Origin of the sequence: Paenibacillus sp. NPDC101420 (assembly GCF_050277435.1) — a bacterium.
In the GTDB taxonomy this organism is placed as follows: domain Bacteria; phylum Bacillota; class Bacilli; order Paenibacillales; family Paenibacillaceae; genus Paenibacillus_AQ.
Window position 1 is genome coordinate 1,104,031 of the sequence record NZ_JBNNSE010000001.1, and the last position, 14,040, is coordinate 1,118,070.

5 protein-coding genes are annotated in these 14,040 nt (G+C 42.0%); 1 reads left to right on the forward strand and 4 read right to left on the reverse strand.

Translation table 11 applies throughout. From position 1 onward, the window contains the following. The 3 genes from ACQKMP_RS05085 to ACQKMP_RS05095 form a co-directional block, all read right to left on the reverse strand. A partial coding sequence (locus ACQKMP_RS05085) for a UbiD family decarboxylase (RefSeq protein WP_427468934.1) occupies positions 1-1,554 on the reverse strand: 1,554 nt, incomplete at its 3' end. A 110-nt stretch (positions 1,555-1,664) separates the two neighbouring features. Continuing rightward, the gene (locus tag ACQKMP_RS05090) at positions 1,665-2,186 is read right to left on the reverse strand and encodes a serine O-acetyltransferase (protein ID WP_042186629.1); all 522 of its coding nucleotides are present in this window, start codon (positions 2,184-2,186) and stop codon (positions 1,665-1,667) included. A 359-nt stretch (positions 2,187-2,545) separates the two neighbouring features. Further along, the gene (locus ACQKMP_RS05095; RefSeq protein WP_427468935.1) at positions 2,546-6,304 is read right to left on the reverse strand and encodes an alpha-L-arabinofuranosidase C-terminal domain-containing protein; all 3,759 of its coding nucleotides are present in this window, start codon (positions 6,302-6,304) and stop codon (positions 2,546-2,548) included. A 258-nt stretch (positions 6,305-6,562) separates the two neighbouring features. On the opposite strand from ACQKMP_RS05095, the gene ACQKMP_RS05100 reads away from it, so the two are divergent. Continuing rightward, positions 6,563-7,147, forward strand: a complete 585-nt coding sequence (locus ACQKMP_RS05100; protein ID WP_340968542.1) for a GNAT family N-acetyltransferase — start codon at positions 6,563-6,565, stop codon at positions 7,145-7,147. Between the two features lie 55 nt (positions 7,148-7,202). Here the strand turns inward: ACQKMP_RS05100 and ACQKMP_RS05105 are convergent, their stop codons facing one another. Continuing rightward, positions 7,203-13,886, reverse strand: coding sequence for an S-layer homology domain-containing protein (locus ACQKMP_RS05105; RefSeq protein WP_427468936.1), 6,684 nt, complete (start codon positions 13,884-13,886; stop codon positions 7,203-7,205). Positions 13,887-14,040 lie beyond the last annotated feature (154 nt).

A 14,040-nucleotide genomic window follows, 5' to 3' on the forward strand; every position in this document is an offset into this window, starting at 1 on the left:
TGCTCCCTGTTCTTGAATCGCTTCGCTAAGCTTGTTCATTTCCTGCGCTGCTTCAGCGTAAGTAGTGAATTTAGAGCCTTGAAGCGCCACGAGACCCGGCATCACCATCTTTGCATGTCCAAATCCCTGTAGTTCTTCAAGCATGTCAGGAACCTCTGTACATAGCTCTCTTTTCTTCTCCCCAACCGCAGCGAAAATCACCTTACTTCCGCTGTTTAGTCCTGTACCAGAATAATCAAGGGTATCAATCGTTGTATTCGTATAGAAATGAATATCTCTGCGAAGATTAATTCGCTCTAAAATATACGTCAAGAAATCCTCAACATCATGTGTGCTGATAGGTTGTTTCTCTTCGGCTGTAATAAACAAGAATTTAGCTAAACTAAGCTGACCTGTGCCTAATATCCGATTCGCGATCGTAAGAATCTCCGCTGGCTGCTTCACTTGTTGATAAGGTGTATAACGTTCACTGCCAATCGCAAACAAAAGGGGATGAACACCTGCAGCATCTACTGCATGAACTTCTTTGACACCCGGGATTTCTTGTCGGATAGCTCCGCCCGTCAACTCGTGAATTAACTCACCAAAAGCGGTATCCTCTTGTGGGGGTCTGCCGACAACCGTAAATGGAAAGATTGCATTCTTTTTAGCGTACACTTTATGTACTTTCATAACTGGAAAAGGATGCACCAAGCTGTAATAGCCTAAATGATCGCCAAAAGGTCCTTCCGGCTTCGTCTCACCAGGATGAATCTCCCCTGTGATCACAAAATCCGCATCATTACTAATGCAATATCCATCTACATAGCTATAGCTGAAATGACGTCCCGAAAGTAAACCGGCAACGATCATCTCACTCATACCCTCAGGCAAAGGCATTACAGCCGATAACGTATGCGCTGGAGGTCCGCCGATAAAACAGCTCACTTTAAGCGGTTCTCCTTTTCGATTGGCTCTTTCTTGATGCACGCCGATACCGCGGTGAATTTGATAGTGAATACCAACCTCTTTATTGAGTTCATAATCATTACCATTCAATTGAACACGGTACATCCCCAGATTGGAGTTCATAATGCCAGGCTTGTCTGGATCTTCGGAATACACTTGCGGCAATGTGACAAAAGCGCCACCATCCTCTGGCCAATGTGTGATCAGCGGAAGATCAGAAATACTGATTTCCTCAAAACCACTTGGTAGACCCCCCGGCTTTTTGATAGGCAATGCTTTTCTCGCAGATAGTCCTGTCCCTACATATTTAAAAGGATTCTTAAGTGCCTTCATAGGATCGTTACGAAGTGCAATTACGTTATGTGTGGAGTTCCAAGTACGCCGAAAAATAAACTTACTGCGCTCTAGCGTTCCAAAAAGGTTAGATAAGGCACGAAATTTCGAGCCTTTTACATTTTCAAATAATAATGCAGGGCCACCAGCTTCATAAACCTTCAAGTGAATCGCGGCCATCTCCAGATAAGGGTCCACTTCTTCACGAATACGAACCAAATGTCCATGTTTCTCTAAATCATTAACACACTCTTCTAAATTGCTATATTTCATTTCATTACTCCGATCTCTAGAAGGTTATTACAAGATTTCTTGGATGCTTTAATTATACCCTGTAACTTTTTAAAATAAAGCGATACCCTATGTAATAGAACATCCCGCCGTTATCTTGTATTCTCAGGTTTGGGTTCATCTCTTAAAATATTTCTGGCAGGAATCCCTACTGCCGAAGCATTATCCGGCACATCTTTAACCACAACAGACATAGCTCCGATATTAACATCGTTCCCCAGCGTAACCGGGCCTAGTATCTTAGAACCTACTCCGATAAATGCTCTATCACCAATCACGGGTTCCCCTAAGTTATTTCTCCCCCCAATGGTCACTTGGTGAAAAATAGTAGCGTTGTTGCCAATCACCGCTTTAGGACTAATGATAATTCCATTTAACCCATGCGGTAAATGAAGTGCATCACCAATTTGAGCCTCTGCATGAAGCTCTCCACTGGCAACAATTCGAACAAAAAGCACATCCATTATTCGATATAGGAGCCACAAAGGTTTGCGGATCAGGCCACTTTTCACCCGATAATACACCCAATTTCCAAAACGATAAGTAAACAAAGCCATAATCGTTTGTGGATTTTTTAGATTCGCCTTCCAGTCCGTTTTGAATAATTTCATCATTGTATCATCCTCCTATTGGGGCAAGATATGAACTATATTCTCGTGAAATGAAAGCCTTAGTGTGGCAAGCATAAACGCCTTCGGCGTCCTTACAAGGACGGTAAGCGTTTAAGCGAGAAATATAAGGATGATGTATAGCGTGAAACTTATACTTTCTTATATTTTGAAAAAATATTCTGGGAGGATCGCAGGATGGAGAGTCATTCGGGTGATTGTGCTTTCACCAGTGTATGTTAGATTCAGAGATTCATCAAGAAGTGGACAGTTCTCCCTATATAAACATCAACCGATTACAAGCCTTCTTAAACAACAACACGCGTCGAGGTGATATCGGCGCGCGCTGAATGCTATCTTTTCTATTAAATAAGATCCAGAACAATCACGTTCACAGAATGGGCAGCTAGATTTACAATTGCAGTGTCTTTATCAAACCTGATTTCCGTTTCAACTGGAGTAACCTTCTCATCATTTTTTCTGTTCACATTAGGTGTGTGAACTAGCGAAGCATCGCCCGTTAAAGTAATCCATTTACCGGTAGTAGCTACGTTTAAGCCTTTCAGATCAAGCTTCGTTGCTTTATCTACACGATCCGCATTCACAAGCTTCACATAGAGATGCTTATCATCTTTAGTAACGGAATTGTATAATTCTCTGTTATACGCTTCGAGCTTATAATCAAGCACTTTGCTTGTTGCCTTGCCATCTGTGTAAGAGCAAATCAAATGCTTGCCATCTGCTCCACCATAATTAACAGTGATGGTATATTCCGTATGATCCGCTAGCTCTTCATAGCAACTAGCTCTAAGGTTACCCGCTGCTGTACTAGAGGAATAATCGCCGAGTGTATAAGCCTCAATCCCTTGCTTGTACACCTTGACTCCTGTGGCATCGCCATTATAGCCAATCGCATATTCGATAACATCTTTATTTTCCGGTGAAATGTCTGTCAGACCTGCACCTACATAGAAGCCATCTTCGCCGGAAGCTTTTTCAAGAACGACCTCTACTTTATAATTAGTCCACGCGTCATTGAGAATATACAATCCATTCAGCCCGCTGTTCTGTGCCTTCAAGACTAGACCTTTGGAAGGATCAATCGTATATCCGGCAGAACCAGGAATGACTTTCCAAGCTTCATGCAGCGGCTGTGTAAAATCTTGCTCTAACATAACGCTGCCATCCGTATTCGAAGTAACCTTCACCCGCTTCACAACTACAGATGATTTCCCGGCAGCCACTTCAATTCCTCCGTGAGGAATGAGGTCTACCTTTTCCCCGTTGCGATATGTCGAGAACGATGTGCCAACCACTTTGGTGCCGAGATATTTAGCGTACAGCTGTTGAACATAGTAGTTCGGCGTGTACCATACAGTTTCATCATCAAACCAAATACAATCTGGTGTCCATCTGTAGGTGCCATCTGTTAATACCTTATTGAACAAAGGTGCCGTTGCAGCTAGTCTAATCACATCAGAGTTATTCTCGAAGCTGGACATAATCGCTGCTTCAGCAATCGCTCCTGCCAAAGTATTTTTATCTGTCGAAGCATATTCACCCACAAAAACCTTCGAAGTTTCAGCCTCGTCCAAGCTGCCATCTTCTTTATAAGCTCTGTAATAGTAATTGTAGCGATCCGCATTCTCTAACAAATACTCGTTGGAACGGTAGTAATGCTCGTCCGCAATCGTATCCATGTAGTTCTTTTGTTTCTCATACCAGGTAACCGTCTCTTCAATACTCGATGTTCCATCCGTGAAGCTGATCTGTTCCGAGCCCTGTAGATTTCCACTTAGGAATTTCCAGCCTTGTTGATAGGCATCATCATCTGCTTGTGCTCCAACCGTAGAAAGAATGGTCAGTTCATGATCAGGGTAGTTTTTCACCATATATTCATCAATCGTTGTTTTAAAATACTCGAAGTTGGCAAAAAACTCTGTGCCCCAGTTTTCATTCCCCACACCCAAGTAACGCAGGTCAAACGCTGCTTCATGGCCCATCTTTTTACGCAAAGCGGCCCACTCGTTATTGTCAAAATCCATGCTAATCGCGAAATCAATCAGATCCGTAAAGTTCTTCACATAATAATCTCTTAACGCACCGCCAGCTGGATTCGCATAATCCGAACGAGCTTGACAGAGTACGCCGCAGGCCATAACCGGAAGTGGTGTTGCATTCAAATCTTCGGCTAATTGAAAATACTCCATATATCCAAGACCCATGGTCATCATGTAGCCCCATACATTATAGTTCTCTTTGCGAAGCTCAATATCGTTGACAGACTCTTTCCAATCGTACACATTCTCCCAAATGTGAGAGCCTTCAGAAATACAGCCCCCCGGGAAACGTAAGAATGTAGGATGAAGATCAACAAGTGCATTCACTAAGTCTTTTCGCAATCTATAGTTGGAATTTCCTTTATAGTTAGCATGAGCTGTTGCAGAGCGTTCTTCTTCCCCAGCGCCCCAAACATCTTCCGGCATTAAGGAAACCATATCAATGGAAATCTCACCGTTAAAGGTTAAAGCAAGCTGACCAAGTACAGTTTCAGATCCTGTTAATACAAGCTTAGACTCTACACCATACTTCTTCCAGTTACCGTCACCGTTCACCTCAACTACCGTTGCATCACTAATGGCTTTACCATCTTTGTCGAGCAATTGCAGGGTGATTGTTCCCGCTGCCTCTGCCTTCGCCCAAATCGTGAAGTTATACTTAGCATCCTTCTTAATAAACATTGAGCAGTGCTGATTGGAATCCGCAAAGCCTCTATTATTGATCGTCGCGCCATCTGCCACTGTCACATAATGCGCATTCATATCTTTATCTTCGATTCCGAAGAAATCATTTAATCCGCCTGTATGATGAACCGTCATTTTGTCCGTGTCACCGGACCATGCATGAAGAGGTGTATAATTTCTTCCTGTTGAAGTCCCGTGCACACCACATACATGCGAATAGCTGTCAAAAGCAAACGACTCAAAGGAACGATTCTGCACTAGCTCTGCATAAATTCCACCATCTGCCGCATTATTAATATCCTCATAGAAAAGGCCATATAAAACTTCGCTAACATCCAAAATCTCATGGTTTCCATCGATCGTTAAGGTGTAGGGTGGCAAACCTTCTGGGAGCACAGATACGGTGAAGCTCTTCTCTACTGTACTGTCACCTTTTTTCAAAACTGCTGTAAGCGTTACACCTTTAGCAGAATGGACGGTTTTATTCACAACTCCCGCATTAGAAATAATTGCTGAGTCACTGGATACCCAGGACACGTCAACTTTTCCACCCATGAGCGAAGCTGGTAATTCGATATCTTTGGTGATGATTGAACTAGTGAAGTTTAAATATTTATCTTTTGCGAGCTTAACGATCTCTTCATCTGTCAAAGACTCGCACATAATCGCAATCACTTCGTCCTGCGTTAATCCCGCTTTATATACACGGAAGTCCGAAAGAGAGCCGCCAAAATCTACATCTGCAGCGTACTGGGACTTGCCGATCGTATTGTTACTATAATTCACTTGATCCTCAAATGTAGCAAACCACGTGCGTAGCTTAGCATATGTACCGCTAGAAGTCTGACTTATCATTCCATCTGCAACGATCTCACCATTGATATACATCACAGGTCCTGCACTGCTTAGTGTTCCACCTTTTGTTCCTGTGACCGCAAAGGCAACGTGCACCCATTCACCAGCAGCAAAGGATTTACCAGGATCTGCGACTAAATCTTCCCCCGCAAAACAAGTCCCCCGGAAATTACGCGTTAAAAAAATATAGGGTCCTGTCTCGCCTTTGCCGAAATCGAACAGTCTTTCCCATAAGCTCCCGCCAGCACTTACATGCATCCATGTCGAGACAGTAAGGCCAGTTTGGTCGCTGACCTCTTTAAGAAGATCATCTGGCAAAGAAATATAGGATGTGCCATGTTCTCCACCCGCTAGTGAAACAGCAATTCTACCCGCTACAGTCTGTATGGATGGCAGCTTAGTCCCTGAAGCGGTTCCATCTTTCCCATTCCCCGAGTAATCTTGACCCACATGATCGGGGTTATCAAACTTATAATGCGCTATCAAGTTACCATTAATAGATTTGTTACTGTTGTCATTGTTCATAGAAGATCACCTGTCATCTTTTGTATTAGAAATCATAAAATCCTAACCAATCTACTGATTACTACGACAAAACCGCCCCATCCGTGAATCATTTAACCTTTATACGAAACATAATAACACACTTTATAATCAATTAATATATTAACTAATTAATATTTTTGTGAAATAAAAGAAAACTTTTTTTATAATCAAAGATTACCAAATCGTACTTTTTATTCATGATAAAATGAATTTGAATGCACGAAGGAGAGATGAAATATGAATAACCATGTAGGTTATGAAACAACAAAACGCGATTTATTTACAATTGAATGTAAAGATATCCTGTTACGAGAGTTTAGAGTGGAGGATTTAGACGAGTTTCACGCACTTACCACGCAGCCTGAAATCATAGAATTTCTGCCTGACTGGAATGTCCCTAAAGAACAACGGCTAGATTGGTTAATAAACTATGAAATGAAAGAAAACCAACAATTTCTACAAGCGGTCTCAGCGGATGGAAATATCGGGGAGCTTCGTCTTCGTTTAGGCATTATTTTAAAAGAGACGAATGAGTTTATCGGTTGGTGCTGTACAGGAATGAAGGATGAATTACCCGCTCCGAACAGAGAAATCATGTATGCCATATCCAAGGATCATCGCGGCAAAGGGTATACCACACAAGCTGCCAAGGGGTTAATTAAGTATTTGTTTGAGCACACTTCTACCGATGTATTAAACGCTATTGCTCTGGTACACAATACACCCTCAAATAAAGTTATACAGAAATGTGACTTCGAGTTAATTAATGAAATTACGATTGAAAATGAAAGTTATAATTATTACCAGCTTTCTAAGCGGTAATGGTATAAGAAAGAGCTGCCTGAATAATCTCAGGCAGCTCTTTCTTTAGTTCCAATTAGTTTATGAATTTAATGGATTGTAGAGATTGTTTAAGAATCTTAACCGCTTGTGCACGAGTTGCCAACGCTTTAGGAGCGAAGGTAGTCTCTGTCATCCCATTCATAACCTGGTTAGCGATTAATTCGGAGACAGATGCTTCAGCCCAGCTTCCAATAGATCCTTTATCTTTATAAGAAGCTAAAACATTACTTGGGTTCGCTGCAGATGAAGTATAGCCTGCATAGGTCAGTGCACGAAGCGTCATCACTGCCATTTCTTCACGGCTGATCGGTGCTAATGGGTGGAAGCTGTTATCTTCAAGCCCATTTACAATCTTCGCATCTGTTGCTGCAGCAACAGCGCCATAGAACCAATCACTCGCCTTCACATCCTTGAACTTCACCGTTGTCCCTTGAGCATCCAGCCCAAGTGACCGTACTAGTAAAGCTGCGAACTCCGCTCTTGTAATTTGCTGCTCAGGTGCAAAACGTGTAGAGGTTTCACCCTTAACAATTAATTTAGATGCAAGAAGCTCGATATCGCTCTGCGCCCAATGACCTTTAATATCATTAAACGTAACATCAGAGTGGATAACTGTGTAGGTGCTGTTTCCATTTCGTTTCATCTCTGCTACGGTTTCATTGCCTTTTACCGTAAAGAATGTCGGTACGAATACAAGCTCACCAGTTGCTTCATCATAACGGACTCCCGTACTGACTCGTGGATCAAGTACTGTATTCAGATTAATGCCCCTAGATACATAATACGTACCAAAGTTATTAATCTTTATCATCTTGCCATTACCCTCTGCGGTAATTTCAAACTTCAACGCCTGGCTTATCAAGCTGGCATTCTTTCGATTCACTGCTTGATTGATAAGACTAGCTAATTGATCATCCACTTTTGAAATCACAATCGTAATCGTAATATCTTTCATATCCACACCTAGACTACTAATCAACTCTGCCGAAGGAATCACACTAGAAGGAAGATTATAGAAGTAGCCGTTATTCTGAATCAGTAGACTAGATCCTTTTCTAGAACCGTCCGTTGGTGCAAATGCCTGTAAAGGCAGTTCGATTTTAATCGGATTTGTGGAAACCTGAACTCCTAGAACTGCTTGTGCATGCGCTTGAAGAGCTTTAGTAAGTGAATTGGCATCGACAGATACTTTATCGTATGTCACGCCATCCTTACCCACTTCAGTGGTCACGGATATCTTACTGTTATCCAATAATGCCGAATGATCTGCTGGCACTGGTGTTGACGTCGGTTTCGGTGTCGGTGTCGACACTGAAACTGGTGATGTTGGATCTGCTGATGGAGATGGTGTTACCACCGGTGTTGCTGTTGCTGTTGCTGTTGCTGTCGGCGTTGGCGTTGCTGTCGCTGTTGGTTCCGGCGATACTGTTGCCGTAGGTGTTGGTTCATCTGTACCTTTAGCCAATTCCTTAGTATCCCGTACACGGATACGAGTTCCTTCCGTATTCTTGCCGGTAACCCCCACGGCTACCAACGTGTCACCGATTGCCAATACCGGAACAGGACCACTCTGTTTCACGATATACCCATCGGCAAAGACCAGAATTGGACCTGAGCCATCATCAATAACATAGGAGTTCTCATCGAATTGTGAACGAACCTTCCCCGTCACTTTTACTAACAGCCCTTGATTACTATCCAAATTAGCCTGTGCTGTAGTTAATGTAAGTGGTTGTACCGGATCCGTATGTCCTGTTTTAATTACGTCCATTGCGAACGAATCAAATTCAAGTTCATAGTTATTCTCGAATAGTTTCGTTTTTCCGTAAATTCGTACAATATCCCCTTCAACCAAACTCTTCTCAGGAACTTCTTTAAAGGCCATAATCCCACCGGAAGCATCCTGAACATAGAACGCATCGAAGAAGATGTCCGAGCCCGTAACGACTGTTCCCTCAACTACTCCAGCTGTTCCTTCTGGTTGTGTCTTAAGACTAGCAATAGTGTCGATCTTCGTTTCTCTGTGAGCTAGCCAATTGATAGAATTCAATCCAAGTTCATTATTGCCTTTAGGATTATAAGATTCATCCAATTGCTTATCATTCACAAAGTTCATGCCGGAGACAATAATACGTCCCTTTCCTACTTCTTCCGAAGCAATGGCAGGAATTGCCGAGCCACCAACACCGTCATCGACGATATCATAAACATATCCGCCGGCAGCGATCTTATCTTGGTAGGTCGTTTCATTTCCTGATACAAGGACGGTTACTTTATCCGTATCTGCTAGTGCTTGATGTCCGACTTTTTCCAAGCTGGCCCCACTGTAATACTCAACGGTCAATGCCCGGTCTGTAATATAGTTTTTCACTAATCCTGGATGTAATCTAACCGTATATGTGTTCGTTCCTACAGGTTGAGACCAGAAGTTACCTTCAGGACTTGTATCAAAAATACCGTCATTACTGACCTGAATCGTAGATCCAATCTTTGCTAGTAGATCATTACTGATGGTAGGTCTTGAACTACCATTATTACTCTTCTCTGTTAAGAACAATGAACCTCCGTGCGCTATAAAATCTTTTATCGCCGTGCTTTCAGCATCAGTCACAGCCGCCGAAGGATGTGTAAACATTAGTACACTTACATCCGTAAATGTTGTATCTGTGATAGCTCCAGTGTTCTCTACGACAGTGTATCCTTCCTGCCGAAGCTGTGTGGTGAAACTTTTCAGATTGTCTTTATACGTACTTCCATCGGTTGATGTGTTCTCATTTTTATGTGAGGCATCGATCAATACTTTAATTCCCAAGGAAGCCTTAATGGCCACTTCCAACTCGAACTGGTTATCATCCGGTGAATCGCCAGGCGGCGCATCTACTACTGCAATTAATTTATGATTGCCTTGAACTGGATTGGACCATAACACTTGAGCAGTTGCTGTACCCTTAGATAATACGGAAGGAACTACAACTTCGTTAATCAAATGAGCGGAGTCAACAACATCATAATAAAAGTGAACCTTAAGATTACTTAGATCCTGTGATCCAAGGTTAGTTAATCCCGCTTCCAAGGTAGTCGGACTACCGGAAACCAAGCTGTTGCCTACAATATTAATACCGCTAATCTTAATGTCTGTAGTTACATCTTGTGACCAGATTGGAGCGGAATAAATTTGCTCTCCGTCCATTTGTGTTACCTTTACAACGAACCATTGTTGACCGCCTGTTACTTCAACAGAAGGACTCCAAGTGAAATCTTTAGTCATTGGTTTTGCTGTTTGGATAATTTTGTTGCCATTCGTGATCAATTCTACCTTAGCAACACGATCGTCTGATTTATATGAACTGCTGAGGTAACTATATTCAGGCTTGCTCTTCTCTTCAACAACATCATCTTTCCCTGCGATTGAGAAGTTAAGGGTATTGCCCTTCACTGTTGCTCCCATGTAACTGCCATTCGCAAGAACATCTAATGTAAAGTTTGGATCTTCACTCATGTACACGCGCATATTGCGCATCGACTGTAGCAAAGATTCCTGCGACAAATCATCGGATACGATTACTGTTCTCGCATTGGTCTGACCCCATGTACCATCATGGTTATCTTCACCATAAGTTGGGGCTACATGCCATCCCAAATCCAGTGCTTTGAAATATTTACTTTCTGCATTCGCATAGCCATAATGACCTGATCCATTACCCACCTCAAACATGGTGAACAATTTATCAACATTTTTGTCATAAGGTGCGAAATTATTAAAAGCGTTCGCTGACATATCGGGATGATTGAACTGCGCCACGATATCGTCATACGTCAATACCCATGCATAATACTTACTCAAATCTTGATATTGACCGGAGTTTTGTTTACGATCAATAAAATTGTCGGTTCCAAATACGTTGGAATGACCCCAAGTAGTTGAAGTCATTTCAAACGCTGGGAATACAACAAAGCTATCATTTTTAGTGTATTGCTTCGCTAGATCCTTCGTTAATTTCCAGTCTTCTCCACCCGTACGTTCCGGTTGACCTTTATGATCTACGGTATCCGAGCCTACCATCGCGGCATCAATATCATGCGAATGATCTGAAAAAGCGAAAAAATCATAGTTATGTGCTTCGGCTGCCTTCAATGCATCTTCAGGCGTACCCGCAGCATCATGTGAAATATTAGTGTGATTATGAGTGGTTCCACGATAGTGGTTACCGCCTGTAAAGATAGGTGTAATTGTAAAAGTCCATTTATACGTTCCCGCATTATGCTTGTTATCACTAACATTCACGACAACCGTATGATCACTAATCGCAAGTTCGCTGCTATTGGTAATCATAATGGTATCTCCGTTAATGGTAGCCGGAACAGTATTTCCATCCAGCTTGACCACTAAAGTGGATGCATCCAAACCGCTTGGTTCATCATATTTCACGGAAATTACTGGCTGTCTATCTTCAATCCTCGTACCTGACATTGGAGTCTCTTCGAAAAACTCAGGTGCAAATGTATCCTCAACTACAGAAACCTTAAAGGGTGCATCCGGTGTACCCAACTGCTTAGTGACTTCACCCATCTTAGCCTCTATGTAATACTCAAAACTATTACCTGAAGCAACAAAGCTAGAATTCAAATGTGCTGTGTAGCTGCTGCCATCAGTAGTACTCATAGGTAATGAAGCATATACCCCACCAATGGTTCTGTAGTGAATAATTACAGAATCAGCATTTTTAGCTTTAGCGGCAAATTGAATATCCGCATTAGCATAAGCCTGTGTAATCGCTTGATGTGTAAGTGCAAGCTCTTTAACTTCTTTTACATCTTCGATGGATCTAGGAAATACCTGATACCCACTCTTAAAAGTAGTACCTGACACATACTGACTGAATATCCCGGTAAATGTGTAGGTTAAATCCTTCTCCAGCTTCGTCGGAACATCAATTCCACTAGCTGTAGTAACACGAACCGTAATCGTTTTGTTCGTTACAGTCTCTGCAACGGTAATGTTATAACCATTCCCAGCCATCGCTGGAATGTTAGTGATTTTACCTGTGAATTGAACTAATGTGCCTTCCAGTGGTTCTGCCTTTGTGTAATTGATTAAATCTAACAAAGTAGATTCTGTAGGAATAGGAAGCGCGGCTTTTCCATTCTTCACAACTTTCGTAGGGGTTATTTCTGTTAAGCCATTATAAAATTGAATCGCACCTGTGACTGTAACTAAATCACCTTGTGTTACTGTAACACCCGTTGGAAGGGTTCCAAAGACCGCGATTCCTCCTGTAGCATCTTGCATATAGAAGGTATTACTTGCTGTCAATTCATTATTACCAATGACTACACCTTGAATCGTAAACACTTGATTAATTTTATCCGATTTACCGTTGCTATCATTCGTGTGTATCGTGCTGATCGGTGTAATAACCGATGTGTCTTCTTTAGTAACTACAGTTCGAGGACCCTCCAAATTTCTACCATTAGAGGTTACGGTCAACTGTGATACATAAACATCATCCATACCACCTGTGAAAGTAAAGGTGAACGATCCATCTGCTCCAGCAACAACATAGTCTTTTCCATCTGTTGTATTGGAGTTACGGCTTCCAGTTGTGGAGCTATTGTAGCTGTAGATTGTTGAATTAGGAACAGCAGCACCTGCAGCACCTACAATTCTACCTCCACCTTGGGAATCAAGATAATAGTTAAGCTTGTCCGGATTAAGAGCTGCACTCGGCACAGCCAAACGAATAACTACAGGACTACTTGCACTTTTATCTAGATCTTTAGCCGTTAGGTAAACTTGTGTACTGCCGCCAGTATTATCAAAGGTTAAATTGTTAAATGCCCCTGACGCATCTGCATAAACAGCATTCGTGACCGCAACTGAACCTGTACTTGGATCATTAAGATACAAGGATACGTAAGTGTCTGCTGTAACAGATGCAATATTTCCTGTGACCATACCCAATGTATCTTCATTAGTGAATTGAATGTTCTGCCCAAGCGGTTGTGAGCTTTTGGTAATCACAATAGCTGGTGTAGCAGAGTTTCTTGGAGCAAGGACAGGCCCCACAACGAAATCCGTACTGTTGTTATCTGTATCTAATCCAGCACCTTTACCTGGTCCAGTGTTACTTCCATCCTCTGATCTCCGTTGTGCACTGGTCGAATTGCTTAGAGCCGATAATTTAGTTCCTTCTGACTCGTTGGCACCACCGAAGCCTAGAAAGTCAACCACACTAGGATCTGAAATCCCTGAAATGGCAGCCTGTATGCTTGTAAGTGCAACCTTTCCTTCAGTTCCTGATAAATTAATATTTCCAATCACATCAGCTTGAACAGGAAGGTCTGCCGGAGCATTAGCTCCCTTTGCACCCTGAATTAATAAAAATCCATGTGATTTAATAACTTTACCCGTGAGTGGTGTCATACTTACGGTCCCTGATGTAACAGCCGTAAATGCCCCCGCCTTGGAAGCATACTGAACAGCATAATTATTCAGATCCACATCATCGTCAGTTGGGTTATACAGCTCTATAAAATCATAGGAATATGGAGCCCCGTTATTCCCTCCCCCACCAAATACTTGGCTGATTACTACATGCGCAGAAGCAGCTCCTGCAACCTTAGGCAATAGCAATCCTTGCGGAATCATAGACAAGAACAGCAATACAGCTAATGCTAAACTTGTCCGTTTTTTCACTTTCTCAAACTTCAAACTCATGAACAAAATTCCTCCTCGTATAACATGTCAGCTATATTTTCATCATAAACCTGCTTTGTAAACGAGTTGTTATTGTTTTATTTCATTTTGTAAAATTTAATTAAAAAAATATTAGAATTTTTAGTTTTTATTTAAAATATTCGCTCATACAACC

Coding starts and splice junctions, on each gene's coding strand:
- ACQKMP_RS05095 (WP_427468935.1), bottom strand. CDS start 6,304: ATGAACAATGACAACAGTAACAAATCTATTAATGGTAACTTGATAGCG.
- ACQKMP_RS05090 (WP_042186629.1), bottom strand. CDS start 2,186: ATGATGAAATTATTCAAAACGGACTGGAAGGCGAATCTAAAAAATCCA.
- ACQKMP_RS05105 (WP_427468936.1), bottom strand. CDS start 13,886: ATGAGTTTGAAGTTTGAGAAAGTGAAAAAACGGACAAGTTTAGCATTA.
- ACQKMP_RS05100 (WP_340968542.1), top strand. CDS start 6,563: ATGAATAACCATGTAGGTTATGAAACAACAAAACGCGATTTATTTACA.